Below are 18,066 nucleotides of genomic sequence, written 5' to 3'. Positions count from 1 at the left end.
CGAACGAACTCCCTCGTTATCGGCTTCAGGTAGGCGATCTAACGGTCGGGTACGAGTTTGATGAGGCCCAGAATCTTGTAATTGTGAAAGCGATCTTGCCGGATATCGGTGGAGTGACAAACGACGCGCGTATGCTCGAGCTCATGAGCTCTATGATGAGGTCAGGGAGATAGCTGAAACGTTACGGGTCCTACTGACCAGCTACGGTCAAATTCATCCACAATCGCGATCTCTCGCTTGATCGCACTGCCGCGAGAAATTTTGCTTTCAGGAATAGTTCCAAGAATGCTAAGTTCTGAGCCGCTATTGTGCTCAATCCTCATGCTGTTTTGCACGCCATCACCTTTTCCGACGCCCCATTCCAAGATTTCTGCGTCCTTAATTTCTATCCGTACCAAGCTAACGGCCACACCCTCCGCCTTGGATGCAGACAAACTTAAATGAAAACGTCGATCTCCATTCTCTGCCAGTCGCTCTGTGAGTTTTACAGCGCTGTCGTGCAAGACGAAAGACAAGTCGGGTCGGGCGGTGTCGTTTGTGTGAACCAATGACCACAGCCACCCTCGACCGACATTGTCAAAAGCCACCGTGGTTATTCCTAAACCAAACAAGGCGATGAAGTACGCTGGTGACACATCGGTGCCACCTTCGACTCCAGCGGATAGAATACCGCCGCCTGGTAAGGTTGCTGTGACGTTAAGCGAGAGCTCGGTTACAAAACCGGCAATACCGGTGATCGCTGCCGCAGTCCCAAGCGCAAACAAGCGATATCTCGGGTTCCACATCATGACGACAAGAGCGACGGCGAGTAGGATTGCAACCGCCAGTTTCCACATACCATTGGGCGCGTAGAGGAACAGCCAGAACAGCAGCATCGCTCCGATGCCTGACCCAAGAGCAACGAAATGCCACCTGTCGGTTTCTGCTTTGCGGACCAATGTGAACCCTCTTCAATTCTCACATTGATATTCGAAGTCGACACTCACGAAAAGTTCAATCCGCAAAGTAAGGTACACCGCTGAACTTAACCTCTTAGAGGGATCTCGCCAGGTGATCATTATTTGATAAAAGAGCGCATGTGTTAATTCGCCGCTTGGTGCTTTCCCAGCGTGATAAAATAGGCGATCGGTGGGTCACATTGCACATTCAGCTTTCCTACCGATTGACGCGGTCACGATGTCTGGGTTTGCAGCGTCTTAAGATGATCGTCAGTCAGTTTGTTCAACGGGACGAGGATACCATCTACATCGATTAACACGTGGCCGGGGTTGAGTGTTGGCAGAACCTGCTCAGGCTTTCGAGAGTTGCTGCGACAGCATTGACCCCTTTGGTGACATTCAGGACTGCTGGCAGGACAACTGCAATGACCGCAGCAGTCTCAACCAGACCTCATCCAACAGCGACAGGAAAGGTAATGGCGGCTTTGTCCCGCATCTTGCCAGTTCGTGCGCCCCGCAGCGAAGGTCGGCTCACTACGGTTTGCCTTTGCAGCTAATCCAGGAAAGATCAAAGGGCAGGGGGCTAGAATTTTACCTGCGGCGTGCTCTAGAATTTCCGCATGGCGCCAAAGACAACACTGAACGCGGATAACCTTGCAGCACTTGGCGCTGAGCGTCTGGCTGATCTTCTGCTTGAGATCACCAAAGGCAATGCGGGCGCTAAGCGGCGGTTGAGGCTCGAACTGGCGGGCGAAGCAGGGACGGGGGATGTTGAACGGGAAATTCGCAAGCGGCTCATGGCAATTGCCCGGTCGCGGTCGTTTGTCGACTGGCAGGGGCGGAACGCCTTTGCGGCCGATCTTGATATGCAAAGGCAGGCAATAGTAGGCCAAGTTGGGCCGTCAGACCCTAAAACCGCGTTTGAACTGATCTGGCAGTTACTAGCATTGGCCAATGGTGTTTATGAGCGGTGCGATGACAGCACAGGCAGGGTGCAATCGGTGTTTCACACCGCTTGCGAGGACCTGATTGATCTCGCTGAAGCGGTCGAGCCGGATCCGAATGTACTCGCCGACCTGTTGCTTACGGCTTTGCCTGATGATGACTATGGGCACTATCCCGCGTTAATCTCAGGTTTGGCACCCATGCTGGGGACGGAGGGTATGCAGCACCTCAGGGCTGGCATTGCTGCGTTGGACGAAGATGTGTCCGAGAATTACGCGTTGCGCATGGCGCTTGAAGAGATTGCGGATGCGCAGGGCGATACCGACGCCTATATCGCCCAGCAAAGTGATCTAGCGCGTAAATCATTCAGAGGTGCTGCAGAAATCGCCCAACGTCTTCTGTCGTCGGGGCGGCTTGAAGAGGCGTGGGCGGCGATTAACGCGCCCGACGAGGATGATCGCGGATGGATCCCTTACGAATGGGAAGTGACCCGGATCAATGTGATGCAAGGGATGGGACAAACGGATGCGGCGCGGGCGTTCATGTGGACCTGTTTTGCACGTAGCTTGAACGCGGACCACCTGCGCGCATGGCTCGCTGGGCTGCCAGATTTCGAGGACGTTGCGGCGGAAGACCAAGCCTTTGGGCACGCACAGGGCTTTGAAAGCTTCACAACGGCGTTGCATTTCTTGATGACATGGCCCGCGTTTGCACAGGCGGCAGCCCTGATCACCAGTCGCGCCGCCGCAATCGACGGGAACCACTACGAGCTTTTGGGACCAGCCTCCGAGGTGCTGGAAGAGAAGTATCCGCTGGCCGCGACGCTTCTCAAACGCGGCCTGATCGACTTTGCGCTTAAGAATGGCCGGGTCAAACGTTACCCACACGCCGCGCGCCACCTGCGCGAGTGTAAAAATCTAGCCGCAAGGATTGATGACTTCGCTCCATTTGAAACGCATGAAGCGTATGTTGCGGGCTTAAGGGCTGCGCACGGAAAAAAGACATCGTTCTGGGGGCCGGGGATGTGATGACTCGAGTGCAGCTAGGCATGTTCCTATTTTGTTCTTAAGCGCATAAGGATACTTATGTTAAATTATTTGCAAACATGCTGATGTTAATCGCTCGACCATATCAGAGAACAGTCGCGTCATGATACGTTCCGTTCTGCCTCAAGGCCTTTGGTCTGATAATCGGTCGATCTCTAGATTGCTGTGCCGAACCAGGGCCGTCAGCGCTGATCGGGACTGCAATATCGCGCGTGTGCCAGCCGCGGCACATCGGCGTTTGTGCCTGAATTCTAGGACTCCGACCGGTGGATCAATGACTGGACGAATGACCAAGTCTGCAGACTTGAAACGAAGTTGCGTGTGTTCATTCTGGCAAATCTCCAGCGCGCGGATCATGGCTTGCACCCCGTTAGAAGGCCTCTGTTGAACAAGGTTCGTTGCAGCATCGATAACGATGACCAGATCTGCCCCGGCATCACGCACCACATCAACTGGGGCTAGATCGCAGTAGCCGCCATCCACCAGAATGCGGCCGTCGATTTCGGCCGGGGGCAGGATTCCGGCCAAGGCAGCGCTCGCATACAGCGCGTCGGTCGCTGGCCCTGACCCAAAAGTAACCCGCTCGCCACTCACTATATCTGTCGCTGTCGCAAAGATGGGTATGCGGCCCGCCTCGAGGGGTTTGTTCAGGGTTAGGTCGGATAGGACCGCGCGGCCCCAATCGGCAGTCGGCTGCCCGACGCCCCAGCCAAAGTACATTCCTGTAATTGCTTTCTGCGCAACTCTCAGGTTCTTGACGTAATTCATCATGCCGGGGGTCGAAAAATCCGGTAACGGCGGAAAGCCAGAAATGTCCATATTGATCAGCGTATCGTACCAATCGTCATTCAGGGCATAGGTCGCGCCGACAGCGGCCCCCATCGACACGCCAACAATAAAATCTGGATAGATTCCAATGTGATTGAGCGCACGCAGCGCACCGACATGGGCAAAACCACGTGCGCCGCCACCAGACAAGACCACCCCCAACCGGCGTTTCTCAGTTCGTTCACTGCCCATGATGATCACCTCCATCACAGACGAATTCGGTCAGGCTGGTCAAGGCAATGGTTTCCTCACAGTTGCGCTGTTTCAGTTTCGCCTGTAGCCGCATCGACCAAGTGCATAGTTTCCGCACTACCTTCTTTGGCCCGATCAATGCTCACCACGGCAGCCCTTGGATTGAACACAAGCATCGTCATTCTCCGTAGAGCCATGATCGGCTTCGCGCACATCGCCATATCCTACATTAATTACTGGCTTCTAAGATACGTAGACGTGTTGGACTTGGTGACATTACAGCCCGCAGCAAATTCAGGAGTCTGGGTTACTCCTTAGAAGGCAATCACAACCTGCAAAGCCATGCTGGGAGCAGATCATTTGCATCTCGCCAAATCGTTTCTTTAGACTCTGTCGCCCAGCGGCAAGACACGCGGTCACATCGCGCATACTAAGTTCCAGTTTTTCTGCAACTAGTTGCGCCGATGCACCTTCCACATCAATGGCATGAACTACCATCGCTTGTTCCGGTGGGAGCGTCGGCAAGAGCAAGTCGACGCAGTCGCATATCAGTGCCTCTAGTTCATCGTCATGTACTAGATCTGGCTTGCCTGGAAGTTTCACGAGAGCATTCCTCAGATTACTTTACAACAGATCATTCGCCACGCGGTCTCCAGGTTCTTCGAGGCCGTGTCCCTAAAGGAGCGTCGCGGCGGTGGGTCGAAGGTTCTGGCCTTACGATGGTTTTCACGTCGTCCAGTCATTAATGCCCCCTGAGAAAAACGTTTGTTGAGAAGAAGTCGCATGCCCTCACAAATCCTTATACCTTTGCTACCAATTTAGTCCGGTTCGGGATCGGAAAGGGCGATACGTCGCGAGAATGATCACAGTCGCATTGCATAAACTGGCCGTCGCCGCAGACTGGACAAATCTCGGCGATCTTTTTCTTCAACGCATTTCGGCAGCGGTGGGCGCGAACACGCAAGGTATTCAGGGTAACGCCTAGATCAGCCGCAATCGTGACCCTTGGCTCGTCATGCAATTCCAACCGCGACAGCAATTCGGCTTGCGCGGGCTCCAGATTCTGCATGGCTGCAGCAATGCAACTGCAGGCTGGTTCACCAAGATCTTCTGTCGCAGGCTCAAGAACCTTGACCTCTATGGCATAGGCTTGAGCGCCCCTACTTCGGGTCGCCCGACGCCGATAGTGATCAATCAGCGTGTGCCGCAACGTGGTGCCCAGCCATGCATCCAGTCGCTCGCCGCTATTGATCGTCCTGTGATTGCGTAAAACCTTGATGCAGAAGTCCTGAAAGACATCCTCTGCGTCCTGCGGAGAATTTAGGCGTTTAAGAAGAAAGCCCAGAAATTTTTTACGGCATTCGATGAGTTTTGCCTCCGCCTCACGACGCGAGACCTCTTTTGTTGGGTGTTTTGGTTCAGCGAACATGTTTCGCTCCTTTCACATGGTTTGTGCAGCATCGACAAAATCGATGCAGGCGATCAGACCTGTGAAAGTGTTCTAGGTGGTTGGAAGGGCAGATTTCCTGCCTCGGATGGCAGGTAACTGGCTAGATGGAAGAGCTGCAGCGCAAAATGAAAGCGCGTCAAAGCCAAGTTGTTACTCGGGAGAATAACGAACATGCAACTGTGTCCAGCATGGCAGCCTGTTTCTGCGGTAGAGACGGCATGGCCGTCATCCCCCAAACCCAAAACTGTATCTGAGGTGATGGAAACCTGTGTGGGCAGAACGCGATGATCAAGTTTTGAAGAGTGCGCCAAAGCTGAGAAAAGAATGGCCAAGATCGCAGCAGTAACTGTTACTGTGCGCATCCATATAACCCAATTTCTCTGCATTGATCTAAACATACATCCTGACTCTTGTTTTCTAACACTTCGAGATTTAGCACCAGATGCGAAAGATCGACTTGATTTGGATCAATCTTCGATGTCGTCCCTGTTTGGAGACAATACGCATGGCCACCTAATTCCTTGCTTGTCTGTTCACGGTAGCGGTTTCACCGTAAGACGAATTTGCTACCGGTCTCGAATTCCATAAAAACATCAGGTTTGACATGTCATTATCCGTCACAGTCCCGCGTCGTTTGCCTCCAGAGGTCGATCTGCTTGTATTGTCATTCTTCGGGCATTTCACATGGGAAATACTGCAGGCACCCTTATACGCTAGCCTTGGAAGAACTGATCATTTTGTTGGTATTGCCATCTGTCTACAGGCAACATTTGGCGATCTGGCCATCGCGCTTGCTGCATTCTGGGGCGCTGCTTTCGTAGGCAAAGGCCGAGACTGGTTTGCGAGGACAGGTCCTGTTGCCGTCGCTGCCTTTTTTGCAATTGGGCTGCTGGTGACCGTTGGACTTGAATACCTTCATACAGAAGTGACGGGCCGTTGGGCCTATGACGGGGTTATGCCACGCCTACCATTTGTGGCCACCGGCTTGTCCCCGATCTTGCAATGGGTGTTTGTTCCTATGTTGGTACTTTGGTACATGCGCCGATTGACGCCGAGGATTTCGGAAACATTCCAGTAAGACCGCGCAAATCTGAGCCAATGTATTTGGCGTATAGCGCTTGTGTTGAAGCCGGCGGCTGTAATGTTTCGGAGCAAGGAGCGTCTTAAGTTCAAGAGCCGCTGATATGCATCGGACTTTTCGGCGGTCAGAACTTAAAGCGCAAAAGGCGAAACAGACATGAACGCATCAGATACGGCCAACCCTGATCCCCTGACTCTTCAAAGTGGTGAAAAACAAAGAGCGCGTGTAACCTTTCCGCCATTAGATCAACCAATGCCTGCCAAACTGCACAGTTCTACGCTAACGTCGATCCTACCCATTTAACAAATTTAAGAGATCATAACCATGAAAATGCAGTTCTTACTTGGTGTAGGCGCTTTAACTCTGTTGGCGGCGTGTGGCAGTGTCCAAAGCTCGAACAGCGCTCCGTCGGATGGGTTCATAAAGGAACTACCCGAGGGTGTGCTTGCCATCGTTGCACCCTACCAAGATTTGAACGCTGTCCGGATCGACCCAGTGGATGGGTGTTTTATCTATCGTCACAATGGGCCGGTTGAGACGACCTTTCTGCCACTACGGTCCGTAAATGGTCGTCCAATCTGCACGCGCCCTGCCAACGTGCCAATGGTAACCTGACTCTTTAGGGATAAATACATGAGAGCAGCGGCGGCTCCGTTAGCTTTGCGCCGTTACGCCATCTTCCGGAGGATACAAGAACGCCGTCGATCCACTTGTGACCTGTTCAAAAAGGCCATTTATGTGGGCCATTACCATACGAACGCATCCCGAACTGGCGCGGCCCCCAATCGAACTCGGGCTTGGCGTTCCATGGATGCGTAAATACGTGTCGCGATTACCGACAAATAGATAGAATGCGCGCGATCCCAGCGGATTCGTCGGGCCTGCATCCATGCCGTCGGCATGCTGTTGGTAGAGTTCAGGATCACGTTCAATCATAGACGCTGTGGGCGTCCAAATCGGCCATTTGGCCTTCCGTTGTATCAAATATGTACCCGGTTCATAAAGGTTCCCGCGCGCGATAGCGACTCCGTAGCGCATTGCAGTACCATCTGTACGGATATGATAGAGATAGCGTGCCACTGCATCCACATGGATATCACCGGGCGTGAGCCCATAGTTGGCCTCAACAATCTGCGGCAAGAACCGCCGATGGAAACCCCAAGGATTTGATGTCGCCGGATCGTAGTTGGGCGGCGTCACCTGTGCATCCCACGCGTCCCATTTTGATCTATCAGAAGAGGCTGCGGCCATAGCAGAATTTGCTATCGGAGCCGAAAATAAGGCGGCTGTAGTGATTACAAAGTGACGTCTCGTTAGCATAGGCTTGCCGTCCTCATTTATTAGCATTGCACAGGCTCTAGATCAGAAACCGGTATTCTCGGCTGAAAGGCTAATCAAGAATGCGTGTCTCAACCGGTTGCATGGCTCGAAGTTACAAGAAAGCCCATATATTCAGTCATCGATGTATTTCTTGCCGCCCATCTGCGTTTCAAAGAAGGCCAATGCCTCAGCGCTGTCCCAATCCGCAGGTCCTGGTTTGCGCCCAATTTCCTGCCCCTGCGGGTCGATCAAGAGAGTCGTGGGCATTGCGAATATACCAAGTTTACGCATTGCCGATCCTGTTTCATCGATAAAAATTTGGGTCTCATCCAAGCCCAGCTCTTGGTATAGGCCACGAACGTTCGCCAGTCGGCCTGCATCAGTCGACAAGGCAACCACCAGAAACTGATCCCCGCCAAGCTCCTGCTGGAGACCTTGCAAGTCCGGCAATTCTTTGCGGCAAGGTGGACACCAAGTCGCCCAGACGTTCAGAAGAACGTACTTCCCCTTAAAATCGTCGAGAGTGAGTGGATTTCCAGACGCATCATTGAACGCAATGGCTGGGACAGGTTTGGCTGTGGAGTGTATGCCAAACAGGAACTTTCCGCCTTGGGCGAAAGCTGTTCCAGTGAGGAGCACGAAAAGGGCGGCAAAAAGAGTGTATCGGCGCATCCATCCGTTCATTGTCCGTCTCCTAGCCGCGCAAATATCGTGCGAATAATCGTCCCACCCTCGGGATGTATCCTAGCTTTTCCTGAAGGCTGGGTCCACGCAATGAAAACACCGTCGTTGCCAAGAGCCATTCGAGGGAAACCAACCGTTCTCCCGGTTGGGCTTACAACGATTACACTGGGGTTTGTGCATCCAAATTTTGCATCAACCGCGCAGATCAACACGGCCTCGCCTTGTGAAGTCTGTTCTACCCATGTGACTAGAGCCGGTCCATTTGGTTGCTGAAGGACATCAACCCGCCCGGAAGGAGCGCCATTGTCGATCTCTATGGGCGCTCCAAAGCTCACGCCGTCATCGTCTGAAAAAGCCACCTTCACTTTTGGCACGTCGTCGGCGGCTGTAAACCAAGCAACCACCGTCTGGCCATCACTACTGTCGATTGCAGGCCCGTTAACGGGGCACCCTTCGATATGCCAGCCGTCAACAGCAACTGAAGTTGGGGTTGACCATCCCTCCTTGTTTTTGCGAACGATTGAGATGTCGCGGATTTCACTAGGTGATCTGTCCCGATAGACGGCAAGAATGGTTCCAGCATCCGTTAGGACGGCGGACGTTTGGCAACAGGTGCAGGTCCGCTCATCGAGCAGTGTATCATCAGTCATCAGGCCATCACTTGCGATTGAGCGCGCGCGCAACTGCATCGCATTGGCGGAATCATCCTGAGATCCATAGGTGTCGTAGTTTCGGCCATCGAGCCAGATTGCTGTAAATTCATCGCTCTGCCCCGGCAGCAGGGTTACAAATCCATGTTCACGTTGCGATCGGTCTTCATGCGGGATGAACGGCGTGCCCCAGGTTTTTCCTTCATCATCCGACAACGCGATCTTGACGTCGTACTGATACGAAGCGTCACCGTTGATTTGCAGCCAATGAGCGGCAAGCGTCCCGTCTGCCAATGCGACGACAGATGGGAAATCGGCCCAGTTGACGAATAATTCGTTGCTATGGACGACAGTCTGCGGCGCAGACCACCCGGCCGCATCGCCGATTGCAGTCCTTACCGCGAACCCATTTCCTTCTGGTTCGGTCCAACTCATCAAGACGCGACCGTCTCTTGTGGTTGAAAGCGATGGTTCGCGCGCACCGTCGGCCACGGGAGCAGCGAGTTCCGTAATCGATGAGAAAAGCGCCCCTTCAGCGGTGGCAATCTGGACACCAAGAAAAAGCAATATGCTTACAGCAAGAAAGCTCTTTGAAATCTGTCTTGCCAGTCTGTTCACCAAGAGCATCAACCCGCCTCGCTAAGTTCCTGAAATTATCATCGCATTTAAATATTCGAGGTGCAAAGGTTCAGCAAAGATCGCCCCGTTGCCTTTCTGAAATTAGCTGTTGACGTTCCAGTGCAGGAACCAGCTAGCGTATACGTATAGTCAGAAAGGAATCGACATGACAAAGTTCTCAGTACCGAAGATGAGCTGTGGCCACTGTAAATCTGCGATCGAGAATGCGATCAAAGCAGCGGATGGCGGTGCCCATATGGACTTCGATATGGCCAAGCGGGAAGTCACCGTCAGCAGCGACGTAGAGGCTGGCATCTTGATTTCATCCATTAATGCAGGTGGCTATGAGGCACAGGTCATTTGATTTTCGTGAAGTAGCTGTTCGCGAGAGATCACTGAGCCGCAGTACCCAATCTCTAAGCCATAAGGAGAAAAACTTTTGACCGAAACAATTCCCAAAGAGCGTCGAGACTTTCTATATTTTGCCACTGCGGGCACAGGGGCGGTAGCAGTCGGCGCGGCGATCTGGCCGCTGATAGACCAAATGAACCCCTCTGCAGACGTTGTAGCGCTTTCAACGATCCGGGTGGATATATCGTCTTTGGAAGAAGGCAGTCAGTTGACAGTAAAATGGCAGGGCAAACCAGTATTTATTCGATATAGAACCCCAGAAGAAATTGAAGCCGCAAAAGCAGATATCTTTGAAGATTTGCCCGACCAGATTGCAAGAAATCCGAATTTAAAAGAAGGTTCGTTGGCGACAGACGACAATCGTGCGGTTGCTGGACAAGAACAATTCCTCGTTATGATAGGCGTATGTACACACTTAGGCTGTGTCCCGATAGGTGACGGTGCCGGGGACTTTGGCGGATGGTTCTGCCCCTGTCACGGATCGCACTATGATACTGCTGGACGGATCAGAAAAGGCCCTGCCCCCGAAAACCTTCATATCCCAGAGATGGAGTTATCAGAGGATCTTGTTCTGAAGATCGGTTGAAGGATGGCTGCAAATTCTGGCTCTATCCCTATCTCCAATAGCGTAAGATCGAAGGTTCTAGGACGCTCCGTTCCCGTGAGAACTGTCATCTGTGCAACTGTTCTCGCAAAAGCAATCTCTGTATTCAGTTTCACAGCACGCACCACAATGCTGTTTTAATGCGACGCCGATTGCGCCTCTTGCGCGGTGTAAACGTACGCGCAAGTTTTGCTGCGAGACACCCATATCATCCGCGACGTTCTTGCGCGTCTCTTCCAAAAAGTCGACCCGCCTCAGTATCTCGGCGTACTCAGGCCGTAATTCGGGAAGCAATCCGCGAAGGCATTTGCAAATTGCGTCATCCGACTCTTGTGCGAGATGATCACCGTCCAAGACCAGTTGCTCTTGTGAGTACCGAGCATCGCCACGTTTCCGAACGGTTTCCTTTCGAAAGTGGTCCATCAACACAGACTTCAGAACGGTATAGAGCCAACCAAGAGCGCTGGCTTCATCGCGCAACTGAGTTTTGCTTTGCATCACGCGGATGCAAAAACTCTGTAAGACATCTTCAGCCGTGGCTTTGTCTCCGACACGGCGCATCAAATAGCGCTGAAAATCGAGATAATGTGCTTTTAGTGCAAGTTCCAAGACGGGCGAACCCGCGCGCCGGTCTTCTTGAGGGTCTGGCAAATGAGATGACTTTTGGGTTAGATCAGACATTACAAGCCTCTCGGGTGAAAATGCGTCCGCAAAGCATGGCTTTCACTCGTTAAGACCACCATTAAAAAGATCACCACTAAATTGATCAGTTGTTCACAGAACTCTGTGGCAGTGGCGCACTTTGCTCTTGCACAACGCCTTTGCGTACCACCAGCATAACACCGATGATCGCTAGTACAACGCCGATTAGCTTTAAAATCCCCAACGATTCATCGTAAAATAGCACACCCATCGTCAGTCCAAAGATTGGCACTAAAAAGCTGAATGCATTGGCCTGATTGAGTGCTACCTCGGTAAGCACTGACATCCAAAGCACATAAACCAAAGCTGATCCAAAGACTGCCAACGTCAGCAGGATTGTGACAAAAGGCAACGACCATTGGATCAAGGAAGGATCCTCCGTCATGCCCGCGATGATGGCCAGAGGGATGCTTCCGATCAAAAATTGCAGTCCCATCGCCATGAGAAGGTCAACTTGCCCAGCGATCATTTTGATCATGACGTTGCTTACTGTGACCCCTAAAGCCGCAAGCACAATGTAGGCGACGCCAAGAAGATAGCTATCCTGAGCGCCGTAGAGCAGTTGCGGTGCTGCGATCACGAGGATGCCGAGAAACCCTATAAACAAGCCGAATTTTCCTGCAGGCTGCAAGCGCTCGCCTAACACGAGCCCGCCAAGACCTGCCGCCAGCAAGGGTTGCGTGTTGGCGATGACCGTCGCGATTCCGGGCGAGACAAACTCTGCCGCATGAAACATACCGAGAAAACCCAGACTTGTGGCTCCAAACCCCATAACCGACAAAGTCGCCCAAACACCAAATTTTCGGGGAAACGGGCGATGTAGCGCGCACGCCAGCCCGACCAGCACCAAACCCGCAATTACTGCGCGTAAGGTTGCAAAGCTGAGATGCGGTGCCAATTGGATCCCGACTGTCAGCAATGGATAACACGCGGCCCAAAGCACCATCACCGTAACTATTTTTAAGATTGATATAATGCTCATGTAAACTGAACACTTTCAGCCCTTGTGAACGAAGGCAACCAAACAGTAGACTTCATTCGAATTTTGCCTGCGAGAGAGTCAAAACGACCAATTGGTAAAGTTGGCTTTGCGCGTGCGAGAGTCGGCAGCTCGCTTGAGCTTTGGAACATCTTAATTGGATCGCAACCTCAGAAACGGTTTCGCCACGCAGTTCAAATCGCGCAAGAATATCGGCATCATCGGGGTCCATCAGATCCAAAAGAGTCAGTGCTAGGTCTTGGAATAATCGAATTAGGTCAGCATCTTCCAGATCTTCAGACTCTGCCAAGCCACAATTGCACGTTCGTGCTTTTCGTTGGTCTTGCTCCGCGCGATCCAAACGGCATGGCCTCATCCTTAGCGCTCCTCATTGCTGCGAACCTTTTGATGAAAGACGGTTGGCAGACCTCAGCGTTACGGAATTCGTGGATGAATTGGGAAAATTACATCTTTCGGATCATGAGGGTGGGCAGCATCTGTAACGAAAAGCGGGCTTGGACGTCCTATTGTTTAGGTGAGCAAGTGACGCCGCCTTGTGGCTTGGCCACAGCGCTGAATGAGAAATGAAAGGAACATGTTATGTTGTTTATTATAGGAATCGGGCTTTTCTTGACGCTGATGTGTCGTGTTTTTTTGATGCAAGCTTCGATGATCGCTAACCCTGAGTTGGTCTGCGTCATTCAAACCGTACAGGATGATACCTAGCTCTTTGGCTTTCGAAAATAGCTGCGCAGACCAAACATTGTTCATGTCGCTCAATTCCGCTTGTCAGCATGATTTCAGGCTCGCTGGATGAACTGGACCCAAATTGGCTATTGAACCTCTGACGCTCAACAGAATTTCCGGCGTTTTGATCCTCAGCGCCATTGTTCTTGCATTGATTGCGGCCAACTCTCCGCTGGCAGAAATCTATGCAAAGGTTCACCATGCGCCAATCCGGATTGGCTTGGTCCCTTACCAGATAGACGCGCCGCTGATTGTTTGGATCAATCAGGGTCTGATGACTTTTTTCTTTGTGCTTGTCGGAGTCGAAATCAAGCAAGAGTTGGTGGCAGGCCACCTGTCGACTTTGCGTAAGGCGGCGTTGCCCGCAATTGCAGCGTTAGGCGGCATGATTGTCCCTGCCCTCATCTATATCGCGTTTGCGGCGTTCGAGGGCGACGCGGTGCGTGGCTGGGCGATCCCCATGGCAACCGATATAGCACTTGCCCTTGCGCTACTCTCCTTGCTGGGAAATCGCGTCCCCGTTGGCCTAAAAGTATTTCTGATGGCCTTGGCAATTTTTGATGACCTCGGGGCGGTTGCAATCATCGCGTTCTTTTACGGCGAGGAAGTTCATACCTTGCCATTGATGCTGGCCGCTCTGACCTTTGCGGCCATGGTCGGCCTGAACCGCGTTGGACAGGCAAAGCCGCTGCCGCTGGCTATGCTCGGCGCAATACTTTGGTTGGCATTATTCCAATCAGGGATCGAAGCAGCACTTGCAGGCGTCCTGATCGCAGCCGTCGTCCCCAATGAGGCCAAACATGATGACAGCAATCCGCCGCTGCTCAGAATCCAGCAACTTTTGCACCCTTGGGCAAGCCTGCTGATCGTTCCGATCTTTGGGTTCTTCAATGCCGGTGTCACAATCGAAATCGAGACTTTGCAAAATGTAACGGGCGGCGTGTCTTTGGGCGTTTTCTTTGGACTGTTTCTGGGCAAGCAGATTGGCGTACTGGGCGCGACATGGTGTGCTGTGAAACTGCGCATCGGTGTGCTGCCGCCGGGTGTCGGGTTCCGACACATCTACGGTGCCGGACTTCTTGCAGGCGTGGGCTTTACCATGGGCCTCTTTGTCACGGCACTTGCGTTTGACGTGGCTGCTTTGGCCGCTAGCGCGCGTCTGGCGATACTGATTGGCTCAACCCTGTCTGCCGTGGTCGGACTTGCTGTCTTGCGGTTTGCGCAAGGCAAACACGAAGAGCGCATATCACGACGCCAAAGGGACGCCATCTGATTGTCAGCTAGACCTCTACCACGCGAAGTTGACGCTTTTTGCGGCGATGATTGGTCTTCGCGCAGGATTTCTTGTCCCAGCATGTAACGGTCTCTCACCGAGAGCGTCTTAGTAGTGAACCCGCGAAAACATGGGACAACTCCATTTTTTTCGCAACTTCACATTTTGAGGAGTGACCCATATGTCAGATTCAAACCCTATAAGCATCTATAATGTTGGAATGTCAGTCGGAATTTTGCTGGCGCTCAGTTTTGCCCTGTGCGTCGTGTTCGGTCTGATCTTCGCCGGGGCCACGATGTATCAGGTGTGGTTGCCGCTGCTGCCGGGTGTGAGCTGGATCAGTTGGCAGAGCGCCCTATTGGGTCTGGTCGAAAGCTATGCCTACGGCTGGTATATTGCTATGATCTTTGTGCCCGCGTGGAACTTCTTTTCGCGGAGGGCGTCAGCATGAACACCCTAACTTCGATTAAACCTCTCCTCCCTGCCAATTCAGATACGGCGACTTCATCATCTGGCTCATCATCATCCCTGCCCGACCCAGCTGCATATAGCCGTGATCTCTGGGAACGTTCAGTGTTGTTCCTGGATACGCTTCGCGAACGCGCCGACAACATGATCGCCCATGAGCAGGCCGGGATGCCACCACTGCTGGATTTCAAATATGAGACGTTGCTGGACGCGCGGCAGTTTGGCCGTCCGGCCAACTATGCGCTGCTCAGGATCACCGAAGTGGATGGCAATTGCTGGGATGATTGCGTGGATATCGCAAAACCACCAGTCATCGTGGTGGACCCACGTGCGGGCCACGGTCCCGGCATTGGTGGGTTCAAGCGCGAGAGCGAAGTCGGCATGGCGATGTCCGAGGGCCACCCAGTATATTTCGTTGTCTTCTTTCCTGAACCAGTCCCGGAACAGACTCTCGAGGATGTTCTGTTCGCCCTGCGCCGCTTTGTCGAAGATGTCTCGGCGCGCCACGATGGTGCCGCCCCCGTCCTTTATGGAAATTGTCAGGCTGGTTGGGCCGTTACGCTGTTGGCCGCACATTGCGAAGGCCTTGTGGGGCCGGTGGTTCTGAACGGATCGCCCCTGTCTTATTGGGCGGGCGAGGAAGGCGTGAACCCGATGCGTGTCACCGGCGGACTGCTTGGTGGCGCGTGGCTGGCCCATCTGACTGCTGATCTGGGCGATGGGAGGTTCGACGGCGCATGGTTGGCGCAGAATTTCGAGAGCCTGAAGCCGGAAAAGGCGATCTGGGAAAAATACGCCAACCTGCTGACCAATGTGGACACAGAACGCGACCGTTTTCTCGACTTTGAACGCTGGTGGAACGGTTTTTACATCCTCAGCCGCTCTGAAATTCTGTCAATTACCCAGAATCTGTTCATCGGCAACCAACTCGAAAATGGCGAAATGCCGATTGGCGATCACTGCGTCGCCGACTTGCGCAAGATCAAAAGCCCGATGATCGTCTTTGCGTCCTACGGCGACAATATCACGCCGCCTGCACAGGCTCTTGGTTGGATTCCAGAAGTCTACAAAGACACAGCGGATCTCAAGGCGGCTGGCCAGCGGATTGTTTACCTGACCAACACACATGTTGGGCATTTGGGCATCTTCGTATCAGCCTCGGTGGCAAGGCTTGAGCACCGCGCGATTTTGGAAAGTCTGGACAAGATCGAAAAGCTGAAACCCGGTCTGTACGAGATGAAGATCGAAAATCCATCAGGTGACCCCGATTGCCACTCCCCCGAATACAAAGTCAGGTTCGAGGCCCGCGAGGTAAGCGATCTGGAACATAAGGTGCCCGAACAGGCCTTCGAAAAGGTGGAGCGCGTGTCCAAAATTAACGAGGCCTTCTACAGCACCTTTGTCAGTCCCTGGGTACGTTTGATGACAACGCCAGCCAGCGCCGAGATGCTGAGATTGATGCATCCCATGCGCACCAGCCGTCTGATGTTCTCTGAACGTTATAATCCATGGATGCGGCTTGTCCGGCAGACAGCGAGCAACATTGCCAAAACAAGGGTGCCGTTGGAACCTGACGATTCAATGATCCAGCACGAGAGAACTGCGATCTCTGCAGTTGGAGACGCAATTGAACGGGCTCGTATCGCACGCGATGCGACATACGAACGCACGTTCAGGACGCTTTACGGAAATGAGAAGATGGATGCCGACAGCAACCCGCGCATGCCGGTCTGAACTGAAAAGGATAACGAAATGCAATGGATAATTGAAAACTGGCTGATCCTGCTGTTCGGGGTGGGCATGATCGGCATGCACCTGTTCGGACATCGCCATGGCGGCAAAGGGGGCCACGATCATGGCTCTCACGACCATTCAGACAAGCAGGGCAAAAAGGACAAAGATCAATCCGAGGAAGCTACCGATGCCTGAACGGGTTATCCTTACACTCAACTCTGGGTCTTCCTCGCTCAAGTTTGCGCTTTTTACTGCATCGCTTCAGCCAAAGCGGCTGTGGTCAGGGGAGATTGACCGCATCGGACTTACCGGCGGGCATTTTCAGCTGAGCGATGCCCGTAGCACCGTTGTCGTTGACGAATCTGGAAGGCTCGACAGTCACGAGGCGGCACTCACTCGCCTGCTCATGGCCATCGCAAGCCTGCCGGGATCGCTCGACCTCGTTGCTGTCGGCCACCGGGTGGTTCATGGAGGGCCTGAATGTGACTGCCCCAAGGACGTCACGCCGGCCCTGTTGGCAAGGCTGCGCCGGCTCGCTCATCTTGCACCATTGCATATGCCGCCCAATCTTGCAGGGATCGACGCGGTGTTGGCAACACGGCCCGAAGTACCGCAAGTGGCCTGTTTCGATACGTCGTTTCACCATGATTTGCCCAGTCTGGCGCGGATGACCGCCCTGCCCCGAGCCTACGCCAAGGATGGCATCCGTCGGTACGGATTTCATGGCTTGTCTTACGAATACATCATGGAAGCGTTGCGCGATGATGGCGTCGATGTGGATGCCGAACGGATCATCGTTGCGCATCTGGGGAATGGCGCTTCGATGGCTGCCATCCGCAACGGCAACCCGGTTGAGACAAGTATGGGATTTTCAACAATTGCGGGTCTTCCGATGGGGACGCGTACCGGTGATGTTGACCCCGGAATTTTGCTGTTCCTGATGCAGGAAAAAGGCATGTCATCTGATGAAATGGCCACCCTGCTCTATGAACAAAGCGGGCTGCTGGGAATGTCGGGCCTCAGCCGGAACATGGAAGATCTCTTGGACAGTCCCAAAGAAGCTGCTGCAGAAACCGTCGCATATTTCTGCTATCAGGCGAGGCTACATCTGGCGCGTCTGACCGGTGCTTTAGGCGGGCTGGACCGCGTTGTTTTCACTGGCGGGATTGGCGAGAATTCCGATGAGATCCGCAGCAGGATTTGCGTCGGTCTCGGCTATCTGGGGGTCAACATCGACAGTGTGGCCAACAAGTCTGGCTGGACCAAGATATCAAAGCCAGACAGCAGGGTGATTGTTGAGGCGCGCGCTACAGATGAAGAAAAGATGATCGCGCGTCATGTGGCTGTAAAATTTCTGGCTAAACCGATGCCGCAAGCATCAGAAGTGGAGGCATGA

Annotated in this window: 18 protein-coding genes; 9 read left to right on the top strand and 9 right to left on the bottom strand. The window is 53.2% G+C overall.

Features of this window, described 5'->3' with window-relative positions:
* Positions 1-161 precede the first annotated feature (161 nt).
* On the bottom strand, positions 162-938 hold the full coding sequence (locus tag KZZ06_RS17780; protein WP_219581357.1) for a hypothetical protein: 777 nt from the start codon (positions 936-938) through the stop codon (positions 162-164).
* Between the two features lie 620 nt (positions 939-1,558).
* On the opposite strand from KZZ06_RS17780, the gene KZZ06_RS17775 reads away from it, so the two are divergent.
* Positions 1,559-2,911 carry a DUF6880 family protein gene (locus KZZ06_RS17775; RefSeq protein WP_219581356.1) on the top strand — a complete coding sequence of 451 codons (1,353 nt, stop codon included), beginning with the start codon at positions 1,559-1,561 and terminating at the stop codon, positions 2,909-2,911.
* A 141-nt stretch (positions 2,912-3,052) separates the two neighbouring features.
* Here the strand turns inward: KZZ06_RS17775 and KZZ06_RS17770 are convergent, their stop codons facing one another.
* Together KZZ06_RS17770 and KZZ06_RS17765 are read right to left on the bottom strand one after the other, a co-directional pair.
* Complete coding sequence (locus KZZ06_RS17770) at positions 3,053-3,949, bottom strand: patatin-like phospholipase family protein (protein ID WP_219581355.1); 897 nt, start codon at positions 3,947-3,949, stop codon at positions 3,053-3,055.
* Between the two features lie 799 nt (positions 3,950-4,748).
* On the bottom strand, positions 4,749-5,378 hold the full coding sequence (locus tag KZZ06_RS17765) for an RNA polymerase sigma factor (protein WP_219581354.1): 630 nt from the start codon (positions 5,376-5,378) through the stop codon (positions 4,749-4,751).
* A gap of 625 nt (positions 5,379-6,003) precedes the next feature.
* On the opposite strand from KZZ06_RS17765, the gene KZZ06_RS17760 reads away from it, so the two are divergent.
* Positions 6,004-6,477 (top strand): hypothetical protein, encoded by a 474-nt coding sequence (locus KZZ06_RS17760; protein WP_219581353.1) that lies wholly within the window; start codon positions 6,004-6,006, stop codon positions 6,475-6,477.
* A gap of 657 nt (positions 6,478-7,134) precedes the next feature.
* Here KZZ06_RS17760 and KZZ06_RS17755 read toward each other — a convergent pair.
* From KZZ06_RS17755 to KZZ06_RS17745, 3 genes are all read right to left on the bottom strand, one after another.
* Positions 7,135-7,800 (bottom strand): L,D-transpeptidase, encoded by a 666-nt coding sequence (locus KZZ06_RS17755; protein ID WP_219581352.1) that lies wholly within the window; start codon positions 7,798-7,800, stop codon positions 7,135-7,137.
* Between the two features lie 132 nt (positions 7,801-7,932).
* The gene (locus KZZ06_RS17750) at positions 7,933-8,484 is read right to left on the bottom strand and encodes a TlpA disulfide reductase family protein (protein ID WP_219581351.1); all 552 of its coding nucleotides are present in this window, start codon (positions 8,482-8,484) and stop codon (positions 7,933-7,935) included.
* Positions 8,481-9,761, bottom strand: a complete 1,281-nt coding sequence (locus KZZ06_RS17745; protein WP_257884450.1) for a sialidase family protein — start codon at positions 9,759-9,761, stop codon at positions 8,481-8,483. Before KZZ06_RS17745 ends, KZZ06_RS17750 begins: the two co-directional genes overlap by 4 nt.
* A 157-nt stretch (positions 9,762-9,918) precedes the next feature.
* Between KZZ06_RS17745 and KZZ06_RS17740 the strand changes: the two genes are divergently transcribed.
* Together KZZ06_RS17740 and petA are read left to right on the top strand one after the other, a co-directional pair.
* A complete protein-coding gene (locus KZZ06_RS17740) occupies positions 9,919-10,116 on the top strand; it encodes a heavy-metal-associated domain-containing protein (protein ID WP_219581350.1) in 198 nt (65 codons plus the stop codon).
* 75 nt (positions 10,117-10,191) lie between these two features.
* Entirely contained in the window at positions 10,192-10,749 is a 558-nt protein-coding gene (petA, locus tag KZZ06_RS17735; RefSeq protein WP_219581349.1) for a ubiquinol-cytochrome c reductase iron-sulfur subunit, read from the top strand.
* Positions 10,750-10,806: 57 nt separating this feature from the next.
* Here the strand turns inward: petA and KZZ06_RS17730 are convergent, their stop codons facing one another.
* From KZZ06_RS17730 to KZZ06_RS17720, 3 genes are all read right to left on the bottom strand, one after another.
* The gene (locus KZZ06_RS17730) at positions 10,807-11,448 is read right to left on the bottom strand and encodes an RNA polymerase sigma factor (RefSeq protein ID WP_219581348.1); all 642 of its coding nucleotides are present in this window, start codon (positions 11,446-11,448) and stop codon (positions 10,807-10,809) included.
* Between the two features lie 85 nt (positions 11,449-11,533).
* Positions 11,534-12,451 carry a DMT family transporter gene (locus tag KZZ06_RS17725; protein ID WP_219581347.1) on the bottom strand — a complete coding sequence of 306 codons (918 nt, stop codon included), beginning with the start codon at positions 12,449-12,451 and terminating at the stop codon, positions 11,534-11,536.
* A 52-nt stretch (positions 12,452-12,503) separates the two neighbouring features.
* Positions 12,504-12,758 (bottom strand): hypothetical protein, encoded by a 255-nt coding sequence (locus KZZ06_RS17720; protein WP_219581346.1) that lies wholly within the window; start codon positions 12,756-12,758, stop codon positions 12,504-12,506.
* A gap of 519 nt (positions 12,759-13,277) precedes the next feature.
* Here KZZ06_RS17720 and nhaA point away from each other — a divergent pair.
* The 5 genes from nhaA to KZZ06_RS17695 all read left to right on the top strand — a co-directional run bounded on the left by nhaA (position 13,278) and on the right by KZZ06_RS17695 (position 18,066).
* Positions 13,278-14,468 (top strand): Na+/H+ antiporter NhaA, encoded by a 1,191-nt coding sequence (gene nhaA, locus KZZ06_RS17715; protein ID WP_219581345.1) that lies wholly within the window; start codon positions 13,278-13,280, stop codon positions 14,466-14,468.
* Between the two features lie 181 nt (positions 14,469-14,649).
* On the top strand, positions 14,650-14,919 hold the full coding sequence (locus KZZ06_RS17710) for a hypothetical protein (protein WP_219581344.1): 270 nt from the start codon (positions 14,650-14,652) through the stop codon (positions 14,917-14,919).
* The gene (locus KZZ06_RS17705) at positions 14,916-16,670 is read left to right on the top strand and encodes a DUF3141 domain-containing protein (RefSeq protein ID WP_219581343.1); all 1,755 of its coding nucleotides are present in this window, start codon (positions 14,916-14,918) and stop codon (positions 16,668-16,670) included. The genes KZZ06_RS17710 and KZZ06_RS17705 overlap by 4 nt, the downstream gene beginning before the upstream one ends.
* 18 nt (positions 16,671-16,688) lie before the next feature.
* Entirely contained in the window at positions 16,689-16,865 is a 177-nt protein-coding gene (locus tag KZZ06_RS17700) for a hypothetical protein (RefSeq protein WP_219581342.1), read from the top strand.
* On the top strand, positions 16,858-18,066 hold the full coding sequence (locus KZZ06_RS17695) for an acetate/propionate family kinase (protein ID WP_219581341.1): 1,209 nt from the start codon (positions 16,858-16,860) through the stop codon (positions 18,064-18,066). Before KZZ06_RS17700 ends, KZZ06_RS17695 begins: the two co-directional genes overlap by 8 nt.

Source organism: Sulfitobacter sp. CW3 (assembly GCF_019392245.1).
Taxonomy (GTDB): Bacteria; Pseudomonadota; Alphaproteobacteria; order Rhodobacterales; family Rhodobacteraceae; genus Sulfitobacter.
Note: the sequence above shows the minus strand (reverse complement) of the source record. Positions and strands in the feature narration are given on the sequence as shown.